Consider the following 18,754-nt stretch of genomic DNA (forward strand, 5'->3'; position numbering starts at 1 on the left):
CATCAGATAGGATCTGCTTGAACAAGCAGCATAAATTGACTAAAGATTACGTAAATCGTTAAAAAACCCTAATATAAAAAGACTTAACATCAACAAAATACCAAAAATATAAAAATAATAAATAACTTTTGCCCTAAATCGTTTCCCACGCAAGATTTCAATTAAACTAATAAGAATTTGACCTCCATCAAGCATTGGAATTACAACAAAAAACAAATTCATACCAGCAATAAGTAAATTAAAAATAGCAATAGTATTAAACCAAGATAATATTCCAGCAGAAAAAGAATCAATAAAAATATTAATCATACCAACAGGCCCTGTGACATTTTTAGCATTATTCTTAAAATTAGTGAATAATGCAACAATGGAGTAAAGAATATGACCTAAAATATTTAAGACTTTATTAAAAGAATTTTTAATAGCAATTCCTAAATTATCTGACTTAACCACTCGCTCTAAACCAGGCAATAAATAAACTCCTAAACTTTTATTAGTATCTTGAAACACCAACCTGGAAGTTAAAATCTCTCCATTTCTCTCATACTTAATATCCACCACATTAGAATCAAGCTTCTCAATCAAATTGTTTAACTCCACATTATTATTTAAAATCACATCATTAATGCTTATTATCTTATCATTAGGTTTAAGACCGGCAACTTCAGCTGAAGAATTTGTTTTAACTTTAGAAATAATAAGATTTATCCAAGGACCAATTTCCTTTAAAAGCTTATCGAAACTTGTATAATCTTCAAAACTAATAGTCTTACTGTCCCTTAAAACTATGAAAGTCACTCTTGAATCTTTTAAAGGAACAACTTTATTTAAATCGGAAAAATACCTTATACCACTATTATTAACGCTTAAAATAACATCCCCATCTCTAAACTTACTCAAAACACTATTATTAATAACTACTATTTTATTAAAATAATCAGGATAAACAATACCTATCATTTCTATTGCAATAAAAACAATTAATGCAAAAATTAAATTAAAGAGAGGCCCTGCAAAATATATTAATATTTTCTTAAAATTAGAAATACCAAAAATAGAATCTTTATCCGCTTCAAGCTGTCTATTTAATCTAAGCTCATTTTCTAAATGTTCAGCCCCTTTAAGCTTACAATATCCCCCCAAAAAAATAGGAGAAAATCTATACTCCGTGTCTTTTATTTTAAATTTAAAAAGACTAGGGCCTATCCCTATAGAAAAAACTTCAACTTTAACTTTAAAAAGTTTTGCAAAGAATAAATGACCTAATTCATGAATGAATATTATAAAGGTAAACGCCAAAATACTAAGAAAAATATACATCAATTACTCCCAAAAATTACGACAAATATAAATAAAATATAGGACCTGTTAAAAGGTATGAATCAATTGAATCAAGAGCACCACCTCTACCAGGAATAATATTGCCAGAGTCTTTAACTCCTGCACTACGTTTAAGTCCAGATTCAAATAAATCACCAATAATAGTAAAAAATCCTATTAAGACACCAAAAATCATAGCTTCTCCATAAGTTAAATTTATCAAACCTAAACATACTACAACTATTGCAACAATAACAGAAAATAATATACCACCTAAAAATCCCATTATCGTTTTATTGGGACTAATAATTGTAGGTCTATAACTATTTTTTCCAAAAAAATATCCAACAAGATAAGCAAAAGTATCATTACCACTAACCATAGAGAAAAGTATTAACAAAAGAATAGGTGCTCTTGGCAAAGTAGTAATAGCAACAACAAATGACATCAAAACACCCGGATATATAAGTATGAAAATTATCGAAGTTGCCTGTGATAAAAAATTAACAATTTCATTTTCTTTAATGAAAACCAAATTAACAATCCAGTTACTAAACACTAAAGTTATAACCAAATAAAATATTATATTTATACCCAAATCAAAAACATTGCAATGTACATATGTCAAAATTGGAGGAGCTATCCCTAAAAAGAAAGATAAAGTACTAGAAATGGAAGAAGATTTAACCCTAAGCAAATCATTAACTTCCTTTGCAGCAACTCCACTAAACATAAAAATTAAAATATTAATAAATAAATAATTATTAAACTCTAAAAATATTAAAAACAAAACTAAAGGAACAAAAAACAAAAATGTCCCCAATCGTGCAACAAATGCTAATTTTTTAGACCTAAGATTAAATAAACTTTTATCTCCCAAAATTCCTCTTCCTATTTTTAAAACATTCCAAGTCTTTATCATAATGCGAAACGGAATACTCTGGCCACAAAACACTTGAAAAAACAAATTCACAATAAGCAATTCTCCATAAAAGAAAATTACTTATTCTCATGTCTCCACCAGTACGAATTAAAAGATCAAGATCACAAAGTTCAGGATTGTCCAAAAATTTAGAAAATACAATCTCATCTAAAGTCTCACACTGTAAACCACTTCCCAGAATTTTCTTAGTAGCTCTAACTATTTCATTTCGACCACCATAATTAATTGCCAAATTTAACACAAGTCCATCAAAATTTTTTGTAAAATCAATAGCATCAATGATTGACTTTCTTACTTCCTTACTTAAAGCTTCAATCTCTCCTGATACTAGTATTTTTATATTATTTGTACTATAAAATTCAAACTCAGAACTTAAATAATCGGCAATCACAAACATCAAATGTTTTATTTCAGATTTTGTCCTATTCCAATTTTCTGTAGAAAAAACATAGAGAGATAAATATTTTATGCCTAATTTAAGAGAATATTTAACTATCTCCTTAGCTCTCTTTAAGCCTTCTTTGTGTCCTTCAAACAATGACAGACCTCTTTTTAAAGCCCATCTTCTATTTCCATCCATGATGATCCCAACATGCATTGGAAGGGAATTATTATTCATAAATTTAAACTTCCATTATTTCCTTTGTTTTTAAATCAAAAATCTCATCTATTTTCTTGATATAAGAATTAGTATCCCTTTGAATATCATCTAAAATCCGACGCAAATCATCTTCAGTAATCTGAGAATCTTTTTCTTGCTTCTTGGCCTTACTATTTAATTCCTGCCTTACATTTCTGGCCGCAACCTTATATTCTTCCGCAATTTTTTTTGCCTGCTTTACTATTTCTTTACGTCTCTCAACAGTCAATACAGGTACTTTAATTCTAAGGACTGCCCCATCACTTGAAGGATTCATAGAAAGATCTGAACTAAGTATAGCCTGTTCTATTTTAGATAATAAGCTTTTATCCCAAGGCTGAATTACAATAAGTCTTGCCTCGGGAATACTAACATTGGCAACCCTAGTTAAAGGGGTCTTTTCTCCATAATAATCAACTAATACTTTATCAAAAAGAGAGCTATTTATCCTGCCCGTTCTTAAAGATTTATATTCACTCTCAAGAGATAAAAGAACTTTACTCATCTTCTCGTCCAATAAAGCCTTATATTCCTCCATTCAAGCCTCCTTAAAAATTAAAAAGATCATAAATAATTACCCAACACTTAAATATTTAAAATCTACTATCTCTATCTTGGTTAAAATTGATTTAGAAATCTCTTCAATCTTTTCTTTAACGGTAAGTTTATCATCCTTTACAAATCCTTGTTCCAAGAGAGCAATTTCTCCCAAATGCTTTTTAAGTTTCCCAGATACTATCCCTTTAATTACAGCTTCAGATTTTCCACTAGCTTCCATCTGCTTTGTAAACATTTCTTCCTGCTCTTTAATATAATTAGAACAAATATCACCAACGCTTAAATAAAGCGGAGCAAAAGCTGCTACATGTAAAGCTAAATCCATTGCAAGATTATTTAAACTCTCATCTTCCATTTTTAAAACATCATCTACCTTTAATTTAATAAAAACACCTATCTTAGATTGCTCTCCATGAAGATAATTTTTTACAAGTTCATTAGATGCAATATTTGAAATATAAATCTTACTTACATGAATATTTTCCTTGATTGTGGCTGCTAAATTTTTAATTTCAAGCTCTTGCTGCTTATCTAAAGAATCTTTACCACTCTCAACCAATTGTTTTATCAAAGAATTTCCAAAAGTCACAAAATCACTATTCATAGCAACAAAATCTGTTTCACACGAAATAAGTAAAAGACCCACTCTCTCTTTATTTACATAAGAAAATACTCGTCCCTCCTTAGCATCCCTACCACTTCTCTTATCAGCAGATGCAATACCCATTTCTCGAAGTTTTTTCTTTGCCAATTCAAAATCACCACCAACAGCATCTAATGCCTTCTTACAATCACCAAATCCAGCTCCAGTTACATCTCTAAGCTTTTTTACCTCTTGAGGACTAATACTCATATTATTCTCCTTAAATTTTATAATTCTTTTTTTTCATCCTTAACTGCAATTTCACTCATTAAGTCTTCTTCATTCAAATTTTCAACTATCTGAATTCCAACCTCTTTATCACTCTCCAAAATAGCATCAGATATTATCTTAGTAAATAAAGCAACAGAACGAATTGCATCATCATTTCCAGGAATTGGACAGTCAATCACATCCGGATTACAATTTGTATCAACAACTGAAATTATAGGAATACCAAGCTTTCTAGCCTCATTAATCACTATTTGTTCTCTTTTAGGATCAATAATGAAAACGGCACCAGGAAGCTCTTCCATATCTTTAATTCCTGTCAAATTTTTAGATAATTTTAACTTTTCACGATTAAGTTGAGAAACTTCCTTTTTACTAATCATCTCAAAAGTTCCATCAATTTCCATTTTTTCTAATTTCTTTAATTTCTGAACTGATTTTTTAATAGTATTAAAGTTTGAAAGCATTCCACCAAGCCATCTATTATTAACATAAGGCATATCACTTCTTCTAGCCTCTTGTTCAATTATCTCACTTGCCTGCTTTTTAGTACCAACAAACAAGACCTTTTTACCACTTTTTATAACACTTTGAACAAGTTCATAAGAATCTTTAATACCTTGCAAAGTTTTTTGCAAATCCAAAATATGGATTTCATTTCTCTCTGAAAAGATAAACCTTTTCATTCTTGGATCAAGCCTTTTTACCTGATGTCCAAAATGAACTCCGGCCTCTAAAAGACTTTTCATAGTAATAACTGCCAAAACGACCTCCTAAATCCCTCGCTTTTACTCACTACTTATATAGTGGAAATTACGTTTTCTCTAATAAGAATATCATAAAACAAACCAATTGGTAAGCCTATGATATTTGAATAACTACCATTAATATATTCAATCAAGATATCTGCAACACCATTTTTAAGACTTATACCTCCAGCTTTATCTTTCCAATGCCCAAGTGCAATATAATGATAAACAATATCTGGGGTTAATTCCCTAAATTTAATAAATGAAACCTCACAGGCTTTAATTATTTTTTCTTTCCCTGGAATAAATACACAAAAACTAGTTTCAACTTCAATAAGCTTATGACTATACCCCATTATCTTACTAAAAGCTTCCTTTTCATCACTTAGTTTTCCAACATAAATTGAATCATTCTTTAACAAAGTATCAACAGTAATTAAACATTTATCCTTGCCATACTTCTCAATAGCATTAGTAAGTTTAAGAACCGCTATCCTCTTTGTAACACCAATTTCACCTGATTTCATTATTGAACCTTCATCAATATCAACACTAAGGGATAAAAATTTAATTTTCAAAGCCTCTAAAAACTCGGCCCTAGCAAAAGAATTTGATACAAGTGCAATCTCAAAATTTTCTTTATAAATCATTCTTACTTCTCTCAGAAAATCCTAATAAAGATATCAAAACTATTGAACCAATAACTGGGAACAAATAAAATAAAACATCCACTTGTCTATTATAATAATCGGAATAAAAAAGAGGTATAAAAAATAAAAATAATACACTTCCTAAAAAACTTATCAAATAAACCAGCAAAAACCCAAATCTCAATATACCAAAAAAGACAACAAAAAAACTTACCACAAAAGAAATAATAATATTAGTTAAAATTAAATGAAAAAAAAACGTTACCATGTCTCGGCCTTTAACTAACTCGACAACTCAAAACCATGTAGACTCCCTAAATTCACAATAACACTATATAAATCATCTTCAATAGCATTACCTACTGCCATAACAAAAATTACTAAATTATATTTAGGAGAAACATCTTTTGTAAAAAAGCTATCGCTAATATGCTTAAGATCAAATGGCCTATTTGTACTGTTCGTAACTTTAGATTTTTTCAAAGCTTCAGAAAACTCCCTATACAAATCATTAACAACATAAGATCTATATACAGTCTTGATACTCCTAATAAGAGGGGCTGAAGAACTATTACCTTTTCTTATATTAATAAAAACCGAACCAGGGGTACTTTTTCTCAAATTTTCAAAATTAAGTTCAAAATATAAAGGAAAATTTCCTTGAATCCAGCTTTTGTCTAATTTCAAAGTCGGTTTCCCTGAAAAACGATCACCATCCAAATTAATTTTATAAAATCCCCTTCTATTAAACTCATTAACATTATTAAAAACACTCTTTAAAGCATTAAAATCTTTTTGAACACTTTCTGCAAAACCCCTAAAATGGTAATTTGATCCTTCTGGATAAAATTTATAATATATATCAAAACCCCTAACCCTAGAATTATGGTTATTACCAAAATACCAAGAAGGCAACGCAAAAGCAAGAGTATCTCTGGAAGCTCTACTATCAATAACCAAAGGAGAATCGACTATGACAATATCCTCAAGACCACAACTAACTACTAATAAAAAAACAATTAATAATATAATATTATTATCAAATTTTTTCATACTAAAACAAAAAAACAAACTAAATCATCTAAGCTGCAAAAGCTTATTCTTGGCAAGATTAACATATAAGTTATTTTCATAAGAAAAATTAGCAATCTCTGAGTATATATCAATAGCCAATTTTTTATCTCTAGTTTCAATTAATACTGCCTTACCAAGCAGGGCTCTAATTTTAATAAAATCTAATTTAGTCTGCTTAATCAAATTATCATATATGATTAAAGCATTATCCACCTGTCCCATTTTTTCATAAATCACAGCTTTATTAAGATAGGCAAGTTCTCTTTCAATCCATTTTGAACCAATAACAATATCTAAATCCTCAAGAGCTTCTTTGTATAAACCTTTACTTTGAAAATAAGTAGATCTGGCAAGATAAAACCGTGAAAGAAATTCATAAGCAACATCGTCTCTCTTATTTATAGACTCCTCTATCTTAGACTCTAATTCAAGTTTCTCTTCAATATTTTTTGCTCTTAAATACAGATTTAAATCTCTCTCAAGATTTTCTACTACTTCCCCTCCTGCCTTAACATAATCTACATCCATAGAACTATAAAAATAAACAACAATTCCCACAAAAACAATAACTGCAAAAATACCTATAAAAAATTTATTTTTAAACATCAGCATTCCTCTTTAACAGATTTGCAAAGGGTTTATAAGATTCTTCATCATCTTCCTTAAACAAATAAGAAGAAATTTCTTCGCTTGATTTTTGCTCTTTATACGCCCTATAAGAAAGCAAAACTAATTTGTTTTTAAAATCAATATTGGTGATTATAACTTTAAGTTTGTCTCCAATATTCAAATTTTCAAAAGTCTCCAAACTGGACTCTTTTGTATCTCCAAGTTGTATTTTACTAATAAATCCCATTATTTTACCATAAACTCTTACCTGAACTCCCTTTGACTTCTTCTCTACAATTTCAACTTCAAGAGTATCACCTTTCTTATAGCTCTTAGAAAAATCATCCCAAGGATTCTCTTCCAACTGTTTAATTCCCAACTTAATATTTTGCTTCTTTGCATCAAGTTCAATTACTTTTCCACTAATTGAACTGCCTAATTTAAAGTATTCCTCAGGATTAACTTCGTCAATCCAAGAAATATCAAATTTACTAATATATGCGTCTATACCTTCTTCAATGCTCACAAAAGCACCCGTCTTTGTAATATTTTTAACAACACCCTGAACAACTTTACCAACAGCACACCTTTGAGCCAAATTATTCCATGGATTTTCATTAACTTGCTTAATACCTAAAGATATTTTTTGATTTTCCTTGTCTATCTCCAAAATCTTAACTTCTACGATTTGACCAACTTTAACTAATTCCTGAGGACTTTTTATAACCCTTACCCAAGAAAAATTACTTATATGAATAAATCCTGATATCTCACTATCAAGTTCAACTACAGCCCCAAAAGGTAATATTTTGACAACTTTGCCCTTTACAATACTCTCAACCTTATACTTAGCCTCAACAGAATCCCAAGGATTTGTCTTTAAAGCCTTAAGAGATAACTCCATCTTTACTGCATTTACATTTAATTTAATGATTTTCAATCTTAATTTATCACCAACACGAATAAAATCTTCAATATTCTCAACACGATTAAATGCAATATTCCTTTTATGCAATACTCCTAAAACAAGATTTTTAACCTTTATAATAGCACTATAATCTGTAATTCTTTCAACAACACCATCAACTATATCCCCCTCATTATAAGAACTAACAAGTTCTTTTTTCTTTACAAGCTCTCTCTCTCGCTCCAAAGTTCGTCTATCAAGAATAAGCCTAAGACCATCGGTTTTATCTGCCTGAACAACATAAAACTCAACCACTAAACCTCTTTTTAATTTTTCATCTCTAAATTTAGAACTCAAATAAGATGGCATAAATCCAATAACATTCTCATTAATCTGAACTTTATAGCCACTTGAAAGTTCAGCTAAAATCTTGCCTTTAAGCACCTTTCTATTTGAAATATACTCATCAATCTTATCTTGCAAATTTAGAGAATCAAGCTTTGCAACACTAAGAACTAATCCTAATTCTCCCCCTACTTTTGTAACTATTGCATCAAGCTTATCTCCAATACTTGGAATGGTTTCAAATTCATCGATTTTAATAAAACCTTCAGATTTATAACCAATATCTACAAGCACATAATCTTTCATGACATTTATAACAACACCAGAAACACTACTACCTAGTTCTACTTTTTCAAGAACCTTTAGATAATTTTCTTGTAAATCTTCTTGATTTTCCATTCTCACCTCTCTATCACTTTTTTTTTCAAATTAAACGTCTTTATGATAATATTACATACATCATCTAAGCATTTATAGCTTGTATCAATATAAAACACTTCCTTATCCAATTTCAATTTACCATACTCTTTATTTTGATCAATCTCATCCCGTCTCTCTAGTGCTTGCTCTAACTCATTTAAAGTTACATTATCACTCCTTTGATTATACCGTCTTAAAGCTCGCACTTTAACAGAAGCATCAAGATAAATCTTGACCTCAGCTTCTGGAAATACTACAGTAGTAATATCTCTACCCTCTATTATATAATTATCATCCTTTAATTTAACTATTTCTCTTAATTTTTTATTAACAATATTTCTAACACCTATATAAGAAGAATAAAGAGAAACTTGAAAATCTATTCTTTCATTTAAAATATGGCTTATAACATTTGTACCATTAAGCAAAAAATCAAAACCATTAAATTTGATATCATTTTGTGATACAAGTTCCAAAATTTTACTCTCACTAAGCAAATCATATTCGTTTAGTGAAAACCTTTGAGCAATCAAAGTTATTATCCTATAAAAATAACCAGAGCTAATAAACTTAAACCCTAATCTCATCCCCAATGCTTTCGCAATCGAGCTTTTCCCCGAAGCTGACGGGCCATCAATTGCTATTACCATTTAATATTCTCCCAAAATTTGTGTCTTGAATTTATTAATCTTAGCTAAAGACAAAACCTTAATTTGCCCTTCTTTTAAATCATCCAATTTAATATTACCTATTCTAATTCTGTGAATTTTCTTTAAAAAAATATTCTTACTTAAAAAAACTTTTCGAATCTCCCTATTTTTACCTTCCGTTAAAACCAATTTAACAGAATTATTGCCAAGCATTACATAAGATTTTAACTTAAAAATTTCCCTTCCTATCTTTATTCCATGTTTAAAATTAATAAGCAAATTCTCATTAACAGCCCTTTTTGACTCAACAATATACTCTTTTTCAACCTTACTCCTTGGATGAACAATATTATTTGCGAACTGACCATCATTAGTAAAAAGTAAAAGCCCAGAACTTTTAAAATCAAGTCTACCAATTGAAAATAAACGTTCTTTAAACAAAGGCTGAACTAAAGATATTGCCAACTGTCTCCCCTCTGGATCAAAATTGGAACACAAATAATTTTTAGGTTTATGAAGGGCTATATAAATCTTACTTTCAACTTTACAATCCCTAAAAACAAATACCTGTTTTCTACACTCCACTCTATCACCCAAGAACACCTTATCTCCAAGTTTTGCAAGAGTATTGTTTATTCTAACAGAATTCTTTCTTATAAGATCTTCACAAAACCTCCTAGAGCCCACACCTTTCTCTGCTAAAAAAACATGAACTCTAAGCCCTTTGCTGTTTGTATTCGTCAATACTTTTTCCCTTTCTTAAAACCAACTTATCATTTAAGTAAACTAAATCTATAATATTTGACATTTTATATTCAAGAACGATTAAAAAGTAACAAAATCTCTCAAAAAAGTAAAACTTATCATCAAAATTTAATAAAAATTCAAAAATAAAATTATCTTCCTTAGTTAAAAGAGCAATAATTTTTGTTTTTTTATCAAAAATTTTAGCGTCATATATACCTAAAATAACATTAGATCTAAATTTAATATTACGTAAAATATCATCCTGCTTTTTACTTATCCTACTGACTTTACTCTTAACCTTATTAATACCTACCATATAATTTTGAACATTATCCACACTTTCAAAAAAAATACTATTTTCTCTCAAAAAAGAAGATTTAGATACATTTAAACACTTCTCATCTTTTAAATTTCGAGTTGAGGACTTGGACTTTACATATTTTTCACTGAAATTTATTAATTTTTTAACCATCTCCCTTTCAACTAACTTCTTATCTTTTAATTTTACTGGATAAAGAATTTGTGTCTTTAAATAAAGCAAACTGGTCGAAAAAGAATAAAACTTAATTAACTCTTTAACATCTATTTCAATACTCTCAGAAAATACTAAAAAATCTTCTATTATTTTATTTAAATTAAAAGTCTTTAAAATTTCTCTTTTATTTCTTATATAATCAAAGAAAATTTCTATTCCCCCTTTAAAATCATTACAAACAATTAAATAATCATCTAAATTTGTCATTCTATTCTTTATCTTTTTTAACATTAGGCGGACCAATTTCAATAGAATCTGGACTTAGACCTTCAAAAATTATCTTTCTAAGTTTAATCTCAAGTTCATTAGTAAGTTCTTTTTCTTTAATGAGATAAATAATAGCACTTTCTCTACCTTGTCCTAATTTATCATCTCCTATAGAATACCAAGAACCTATTTTTTGTATCAACTTATACTTAATCGAAGCATCTAATATACTAGCTTCACGTGAAATACCTTTCCCAAAATAAATCACAAGCTCGATTTTACGAAAAGGAGGTGCTACTTTATTTTTCACAACCTTAACTCTTACCTTATTCCCAACAACATCATCTGCAGAACTCCCCGTTACCTGTTCAATTTTCCTAACTTCAAGACGAAGAGAAGAATAAAATTTTAAAGCATTTCCTCCAGTAGTAGTTTCCGGATTGCCAAACATTACACCGATTTTCATTCTTAATTGATTGATAAACATAATACAAGTCTTAGACTTTGAAAGTATACCCGTAATCTTTCTTAAAGCCTTGCTCATTAATCTTGCTTGAAGCCCAATTTGACAATCGCCCATCTCTCCATCAATCTCTGCTTGTGGGGTTAAGGCGGCAACAGAATCAACAACAATCAAATCAACTCCACCACTTCTAATTAAATATTCAGCAATCTCAAGAGCTTGTTCTCCAGTATCAGGTTGACTAAGCCAAAGTTCATCAATATTAACACCCAAAGCTTTTGCATAAACAGGATCAAGAGCATGTTCAGCATCAATAAAAGCTGCTATTCCACCATTTTTTTGAACTTCAGAAATTGCTTGAAGAGTTAAAGTGGTTTTTCCAGAAGATTCAGGGCCAAAAATTTCTATTATTCTTCCCCTTGGATATCCTCCAACACCAATTGCCTCATCAAGCAAAATAGAACCACTTGATATGCTCTCTATGCCTTTACCCACAGGAGACTCTCCCATCTTAATAAGACTTCCTTTACCAAAATCCTTCTCTATTTGAATTCTAGCAAGCTCAATGGCCTTTTCTCTATTTAATCTATCATTTAAAGAATCATCTATTTTATCTTTTAATTTTGACATTTTACCTCTTCTAATTAATTTTGGCAGGTTCTATCTTTTTAACATAGTATTGAAAATGAGTATCATTTATTACAAAATCAAGATTATCACCTTCTTTTGCATCTAATAAATTTTCTCCAAAAGGAGATTTATACGATATAATACCTTCATCAGGATTTGACTCCCAAGGTCCAAATATCAAATAAGACTCTTCCCTTTTTGTATCTTTATTAATCATAGTAACTTTTGTTCCAAACCCAACAACAGAGCTTTGAAGTTCTTTAGTATCAATAACTTTTGCAAAATCTATTTCTGACATAAGAGAATTTAATCTCTTTGTTAAAAACTGTTGTCTTTCCTTTGCAGAGTGATATTCTGCATTTTCTTTCAAATCACCAAGTTCACGGGCCTTGCCAATTTCTTTAGAATTTTCAGGTATTTCTACATCCTTTAAGTACTGCAATTCTTTTTGCTTCTTACTAAGAGAACTTAAAATAGTTAAAAATCCTATCTCGACTTTATCCCCTGAGGATTGCATTTTCTCATCTTCAAATTCAAGATCAATAAACACACTTCTTATTGCAGTTTTAATATGTAAAAGATCCTTTGGGGGAAAATCTCTTATATAAAAACAAGTCATATATATTCTTTTGGCAAGCTCCTCATCCATGACATTATTTAAAACAATACTAAGATATTTATCCTTAATTAAAAGATTCATTACCATTTTATAAATTCTCTTGTTAGCGACAGAATTATTTTTATTATTAATCTTAACAACACTATCTGTTAAAATTTTGATCAAATTTATCAATAACTCTGAATCAGAATAATCTAAATCAAGTGAATACGAAGTATAATGCTTTAAAAGCCAAATATAAGCATCTTTATAGACTTTATAATTTTTTATGATATAGTTAAAAAGATGTGCTGTTTCTTTTATATCTTCTTTATAAAGAGAATCTATCAATTTTTTATTAACATAACAAGGAAAAAGCTGCTTATAATAAACAACCCAATCAACTAATTCATCCTTGATTAAGGATACCAACTCCTTTTTAATCTCCGCATTCAAGATTGAATCAAAAAGATCAACTATGTTCTTGGAATACTCCTTTAAGAGAACATCCAAATTAATATCTTTTTCAATATTAATCTTAAAAGCACCACCCCTCTCAGAATTTTTTAAAGACTTAAGTATTACATAAGAACTTATAACATAATGATCAACCTTTGCAAAATTATTAACATAAATCAAAAAGTAATTAAGCATTTCTTCTTCAACATGTAAATCCTTTACAACACCACCAGCGGTACAATAGTGCATAAAAATTTCATATCTTTTATAAAAATCCTTTTCTACTTTAAATTTATCATAAATCTTTTCATTAAAATTAGAAGCTCGCTCATTATATATATAACAATCGGCTTTTCCAGATGCCATAACAAAATGGGGATTATCTTTTAGAATTTGTTTAGCTTTTACACTCCAAGCATTCCACGCACTCTGAGTCATCAAACTTGGAACAAGTTCTCTTTTTATCCCTTTAAGATCAATTGACTTATAGCTTTTAATAATTATCCTTAAGGCCCATTCAACATCTCTCTTCAGATTCTCTACAAGCTCTTCTTTTGGCTTAATCGCCTTTAAAACCCGAATATCTTCTTTTTTAAGAGGAGATAGCGCAGACATAGCCATATCAAAACTAATAAAATGTCTTCGTTTAGAAACAAAATCAACTACAATGCCTTGTTCATTGACATCCTTAACTATTCCTACAAACCAGGTTTGATGATATACAAAATTACCCTTAGCAAAAAATAAATATTTCTCAAAATCAGAATAAACATCAATAAAATTTTTATCCAAATTTTCAAGATCAGACTTTTCAAGATATTCTTCAATATTTTTAACATCTTTATATTTTTCTCTTAAAAAGATAACTAAATTTTCTCTCGCTTTTTGATTTTTATTGTCAAGCTTCAAAATTCCCTTCAAAATTTCTATTGTTTCATCAATATTTTCACTTACAGAATAATGTTCATATAAATCTTCATAAAGAACAACAACCTTTTTAAATCCGAGCTCTTTCTCAACTTTCTGAAGTATAAGAAGAAAAGAATCAAAATCATCAGAAACATATCTGATCAATTTAGACCATACCTCTCTAATACCTGACATTTGTTTTTTATCGATAAAACGGTAAATAGCCTTTCTAAAAAAATATATTGATTTCTGCAAATCAATATTCTCATAATGCGTAGCAAGTTGCCTTACACATACAGTATCATCAACATCAGCTTCAACAATGCGCATCCAAATACCTGGAAGTTTATCATTCTCATTATTTTGCGAATATATCTTTGCAAGCGTATAGAGTGCATGCTTATTTTCAGAAGTTAAAAGCATCTTGTGACATATATGTTCAACAAGAGACCACTTCAAATTTTGTGAAAACAAGTCTACAACTGTAAGCAAACTCATATCATTAAGCGGTCTTCGACTATATATAAGCATGCCTGAAATATAAAGACCAGCAATACTTTTTTTGACATCCTTTAAATGTTTACCACAAATATCTAAAGCTTCTTCTGTTAAATTTTCAGAAATTATACTATCTATTAATTCATCCAATTCCCTTATCTTGGCAAGAGAATAATTATTAACAACTATCCTTGTCCATTTATCCTCCTGCAAGATATTATCTAATCTTTCTATAGTAATATTAGACATTCAACTCTCCTAATATCAATTTTATTAAAAACCAATCTAATTAACATATTGCTGATATATTCCTATATCTATTTCCTTAATATAAGATAAAATTTCATCAATCCGAACACGATCTTCTTTTATCCTTACATAATGATCAATAAGCCAAAAATATTTATTAATAAGCCTTGGAAGTAATATGCTCTCATTTATTGATCTATAAGACTTCTCCTTAAGCTCATTACGCAAACTATAAACAGACTGCTTTAAATGACCAAGTTCAATAGGTCTTAATTCTCTTTTTATATTAAAAACACCATTTAGTGCTCCATAAACAGGTATCCACTCCTTAACAAGAGTATCAGAAATATTTCTATCACTCTTAATAGCTTCTATTAATTTAAGTATCATCTCAGATTCAAGCGCATCTATATCTATCTTTTGGGGATTAATAAAAAAAGCCTCTCTAAATAATACCTTAGCCTCCTTAATTTCATCAATAAGGGCATAAGAATCAGCAAGTTCAGCAACTACATCTGCATTATCTTTTGTATCTCCTAAAATCTGCAAAAAAACAGTTATGGCTCTCTCATAATTACCCATTCCCTTGTAAGACTTAGCAATCTTTATTAAAATATCTAAATTCTCTGGCTGTAATTTATATATATTTTTATATATCTCCAAACATAATTGAAATACAAAATACTTAATTGAGTTACGACCTTGAATAAAATCAAAATTCATCTTTTTTAAATATCTTCTAGCAAAATTATTCCATTCTCTTATTAAAAACTCAGCCTTCTCATAGTCTTTATCTATACGATCAAGACTTTCGACTTGACCATTCCAATATACAGAACTTTTTAAAGCCGTTAAAATCTCAATATTATCAAAATCAAGAGAATGTGCTTCCTCTGATTTCATTAAAGCTGTCTTAAAATCACCTTTTCTGAAGCTTAAATAAATATCTTTGATTAATTCCGCGATTTTTTCTGATGACACATTCCTACCACTTTAAAATATGTATAAATCCCAAACGAGCTTATATAATTATAACATTAATAAATTTTTAGTCAAACCGGTCTTTTTAAAACAAAAAACAATATTCTATTTATTATTTTTTTAAGATAATATTTATATATAAAACATAAAAAATAATATCATGAGGGTAACTTCAACTTTATGGCAATGGAACCTAATAAACTTATTAATAAATCTATTAGTTATTATAACTCTCAAAAATATTCAGACGTAGTAAAACTTTTAGAAAAGGAAATTTTCCTTTATAAAAATTACTATTTTTATCATTATATTTTAGGAATGTCTTATCTTCGAATGGGAAATTTAGGAACTGCTCAAACATATCTAAAGAAAGCTTACACTTTAAATCCAACAGAACCAGATGTTAAGCAATCAATTGCAATATTATTAGCAGCTCAAGGCAAAGAAGACAAGGCTATACAAATATGGCTTAAAATGATAGAAGAGAATCAAGAAATACAACGATCAGAATTTTCCCTAGAAACCATTAGAAAAAATCCTATTCAAGGAGCACTATTCCTGAATAAAAACAAAATATATGCTAAGCTATTTCCAGAAATCAAAGTAGAAACGGGACAAAATTTATCTAAATTAATAAGAATATTACTAATAATAGCAAGCCTTGCATTCTTATTAATAGCAATATTCTTACTCATACATTCAAAAGAAACAATTAAACTGTCATTAAGTAACTCTAAGATAAAAGAAAAAAAAGCTATTAACAATATTGCGGCATACATTGATGATATTAAAATAAATGACAAAGAAAAGATTGAAAACCATGAGGGACAATTTGTATTTATACTCACTGAAACTGAAATCAAAAATTCATTTCAAAAAATAAAAACTCACCTAAAGCAAGGCAAAGATAATTTTGCAAGAATTGAAATAAATAAAATATTAAATTCAAATGCCTCAGAATCAATTAAACTTAAAGCTAAAAATCTTGCAAGTTTTATCTCAAGACCTAATTTTATCACATTCGACGATTATTTAGTTTTAAAAGAAATCAAAAAAAATCCATTAATTTACTCAAATGTATATGTCAAATGGGAAGGAATTGCAAACAATATTGAAAAGAAAGACAACATAACTTACTTTGACTTTTATGTAGGATATAATAAAAATGCTCTTGAAGGAATTATAACAACAAAAACAACTTTTGATATTGATATCAATTTTAAAGATTACGTTGAAATACTAGGACAAATAGACTATGACTACAACACAAACATATTAACTCTAAATGCAATTACGATACGCAAGATAGAAAAACAGAAGAACTAGTACTTAATAAGGAATCAAAGACACTAAAGCTTAAATACCTTTAAGTTAAAAAGGTGTGCATAAAAATTTGTCATTACCCTTAATAAATTTTATAGCTTCATCAAAAGACAGTAACAATTCTTCCTTTTTAGTCAAGTCTCTCACTTTTAACTTATCTTCTCTATATTCATCTTGGCCTACAAAAATTAAAAACCTTATAGCCTTATTAAGAGCATATTCTATTTGCACCTTAATATTTTTACCCTCTTTACTCTTAGGATACACTTCACAAGCAATATTATTTATCTTAGAATAATCATGCCTTCTAAATTTATCCGCAAGTTTATAATAATAATCTTGTAAACTATCATCTATATTAACAATTAATACTCTAGAACTGGCTTTAACCACAAACAACTTGATATAATTAAATTTCTCAATTTCAATTATATCTTGAATTCTATCTATACCAAAAGATCCTCCAACTCCTGAAACTTTTTGCAAAGAGCTAGAAAATAAGGATAATAGATTATCATATCTTCCACCACTACAAATACTTCCCATATTAATACCTATCATCTCAGCTTCAAATACAATCCCGGTATAATAATCAAGCCCACGAACTATCTTAAGATTAAAATTAAAAGCATCTTGAATTCCCAATGCACTCAGATGTACAAAAACATCCTCAATCCTCTTAACAGCATCATTGTTCTCTAAAACACCTTTTAAGGTCTCCAGTTTATCCCAAAAAGCCCCTTCTAAATTTATAAACTCCAATATCAAATCAACATGCTCTTCGTTTATCTGTACAAGCAAATTTTCTCTAACACTTTCAATCCCCATTTTATCTAATTTATCTATATTCCTTAAAATAAAAGTGGCTTTATCCTTTAATCCCAACTTATCAATATAAGCATTCAATATACCAATATGAGAAAAATGAATAACAAACTTTCTATTAATACCTTCTATGAAATTTAAAAAAATCTCTTCAAGCCCACAATAAACAATAGATAAAATTTCAGCATCACTACGAAAAGTATCCTCACCTACTATATCAAAATCAAATTGCATAAATTCTCTATACCTACCCCTCTGAGTATTCTCACCTCTAAATACCTTGCCTATCTGAGATCTCCTGAAAGGGAATTTAAGCTTAGATCTATTAGAAGCCATAAATCTTGCAAAAGGAACCGTTAAATCAAAACGCATAGAAACATCTCTATCTCCGTTATCTTTAAACCGATAAGTTTGTTTTTCTACCTCATCCCCGCTTTTTCTTAAAAGAAATTCAGAATACTCAAGAATAGGAGTATCTATTAAATCAAAATTATACGAAACAAGAACACTATATATTTGTTTTATAATATGAGTACGAATTAACGCTTCTTTTGGCAAGTAATCTCTAAACCCCTTTAAAGTTCTAACATCCAC

19 protein-coding genes are annotated in these 18,754 nt (G+C 29.0%); 1 reads left to right on the forward strand and 18 read right to left on the reverse strand.

The genetic code is table 11. The features are described 5' to 3' along the window. Nucleotides 1-39 precede the first annotated feature (39 nt). From rseP to BT0_RS00660, 17 genes are read right to left on the reverse strand one after another with little or no spacing between them, the layout of a single operon-like run. Complete coding sequence (rseP, locus tag BT0_RS00580; RefSeq protein ID WP_041178414.1) at nucleotides 40-1,320, reverse strand: RIP metalloprotease RseP; 1,281 nt, start codon at nucleotides 1,318-1,320, stop codon at nucleotides 40-42. 16 nt (nucleotides 1,321-1,336) lie between these two features. Continuing rightward, entirely contained in the window at nucleotides 1,337-2,242 is a 906-nt protein-coding gene (locus BT0_RS00585; RefSeq protein ID WP_236842853.1) for a phosphatidate cytidylyltransferase, read from the reverse strand. Next, entirely contained in the window at nucleotides 2,190-2,882 is a 693-nt protein-coding gene (uppS, locus tag BT0_RS00590) for a polyprenyl diphosphate synthase (RefSeq protein ID WP_011772080.1), read from the reverse strand. The genes BT0_RS00585 and uppS overlap by 53 nt, the downstream gene beginning before the upstream one ends. A 4-nt stretch (nucleotides 2,883-2,886) precedes the next feature. After that, on the reverse strand, nucleotides 2,887-3,441 hold the full coding sequence (frr, locus tag BT0_RS00595) for a ribosome recycling factor (RefSeq protein WP_011772081.1): 555 nt from the start codon (nucleotides 3,439-3,441) through the stop codon (nucleotides 2,887-2,889). A 36-nt stretch (nucleotides 3,442-3,477) separates the two neighbouring features. After that, the gene (gene tsf / locus BT0_RS00600) at nucleotides 3,478-4,314 is read right to left on the reverse strand and encodes a translation elongation factor Ts (RefSeq protein ID WP_011772082.1); all 837 of its coding nucleotides are present in this window, start codon (nucleotides 4,312-4,314) and stop codon (nucleotides 3,478-3,480) included. 17 nt (nucleotides 4,315-4,331) lie between these two features. Next, nucleotides 4,332-5,096: a 30S ribosomal protein S2 gene (gene rpsB, locus BT0_RS00605; protein WP_011772083.1), complete on the reverse strand. Its 765-nt coding sequence runs from the start codon at nucleotides 5,094-5,096 to the stop codon at nucleotides 4,332-4,334. A gap of 35 nt (nucleotides 5,097-5,131) precedes the next feature. Next, nucleotides 5,132-5,731, reverse strand: a complete 600-nt coding sequence (locus tag BT0_RS00610) for a Maf family protein (protein ID WP_011772084.1) — start codon at nucleotides 5,729-5,731, stop codon at nucleotides 5,132-5,134. After that, a complete protein-coding gene (locus tag BT0_RS06145; RefSeq protein ID WP_011772085.1) occupies nucleotides 5,721-5,999 on the reverse strand; it encodes a hypothetical protein in 279 nt (92 codons plus the stop codon). Before BT0_RS06145 ends, BT0_RS00610 begins: the two co-directional genes overlap by 11 nt. A 14-nt stretch (nucleotides 6,000-6,013) precedes the next feature. Beyond that, entirely contained in the window at nucleotides 6,014-6,784 is a 771-nt protein-coding gene (locus BT0_RS00620) for a hypothetical protein (protein ID WP_181005551.1), read from the reverse strand. 24 nt (nucleotides 6,785-6,808) lie between these two features. Beyond that, complete coding sequence (locus tag BT0_RS00625; RefSeq protein ID WP_041178415.1) at nucleotides 6,809-7,411, reverse strand: hypothetical protein; 603 nt, start codon at nucleotides 7,409-7,411, stop codon at nucleotides 6,809-6,811. Then, entirely contained in the window at nucleotides 7,404-9,065 is a 1,662-nt protein-coding gene (locus BT0_RS00630; RefSeq protein ID WP_041178416.1) for a 30S ribosomal protein S1, read from the reverse strand. Before BT0_RS00630 ends, BT0_RS00625 begins: the two co-directional genes overlap by 8 nt. Nucleotides 9,066-9,067: 2 nt before the next feature. Beyond that, nucleotides 9,068-9,736, reverse strand: coding sequence for a (d)CMP kinase (cmk, locus tag BT0_RS00635; RefSeq protein ID WP_011772089.1), 669 nt, complete (start codon nucleotides 9,734-9,736; stop codon nucleotides 9,068-9,070). Continuing rightward, nucleotides 9,737-10,480 (reverse strand): pseudouridine synthase, encoded by a 744-nt coding sequence (locus BT0_RS00640; RefSeq protein ID WP_011772090.1) that lies wholly within the window; start codon nucleotides 10,478-10,480, stop codon nucleotides 9,737-9,739. Beyond that, complete coding sequence (locus tag BT0_RS00645; RefSeq protein ID WP_236842839.1) at nucleotides 10,452-11,249, reverse strand: hypothetical protein; 798 nt, start codon at nucleotides 11,247-11,249, stop codon at nucleotides 10,452-10,454. The genes BT0_RS00640 and BT0_RS00645 overlap by 29 nt, the downstream gene beginning before the upstream one ends. Further along, on the reverse strand, nucleotides 11,227-12,318 hold the full coding sequence (gene recA, locus BT0_RS00650) for a recombinase RecA (RefSeq protein WP_011772092.1): 1,092 nt from the start codon (nucleotides 12,316-12,318) through the stop codon (nucleotides 11,227-11,229). The genes BT0_RS00645 and recA overlap by 23 nt, the downstream gene beginning before the upstream one ends. A gap of 10 nt (nucleotides 12,319-12,328) precedes the next feature. Beyond that, nucleotides 12,329-15,031 (reverse strand): transcription elongation factor GreA, encoded by a 2,703-nt coding sequence (gene greA, locus BT0_RS00655; protein WP_011772093.1) that lies wholly within the window; start codon nucleotides 15,029-15,031, stop codon nucleotides 12,329-12,331. Between the two features lie 36 nt (nucleotides 15,032-15,067). Further along, entirely contained in the window at nucleotides 15,068-16,012 is a 945-nt protein-coding gene (locus BT0_RS00660) for a tetratricopeptide repeat protein (protein WP_011772094.1), read from the reverse strand. Nucleotides 16,013-16,198: 186 nt separating this feature from the next. Between BT0_RS00660 and BT0_RS00665 the strand changes: the two genes are divergently transcribed. Further along, nucleotides 16,199-17,338: a tetratricopeptide repeat protein gene (locus tag BT0_RS00665; RefSeq protein ID WP_041178557.1), complete on the forward strand. Its 1,140-nt coding sequence runs from the start codon at nucleotides 16,199-16,201 to the stop codon at nucleotides 17,336-17,338. Between the two features lie 45 nt (nucleotides 17,339-17,383). Here BT0_RS00665 and hisS read toward each other — a convergent pair whose 3' ends face one another. Next, the gene (hisS, locus tag BT0_RS00670) at nucleotides 17,384-18,754 is read right to left on the reverse strand and encodes a histidine--tRNA ligase (protein WP_011772096.1); all 1,371 of its coding nucleotides are present in this window, start codon (nucleotides 18,752-18,754) and stop codon (nucleotides 17,384-17,386) included.

Source organism: Borrelia turicatae 91E135 (assembly GCF_000012085.2).
Lineage (GTDB): Bacteria > Spirochaetota > Spirochaetia > Borreliales > Borreliaceae > Borrelia > Borrelia turicatae.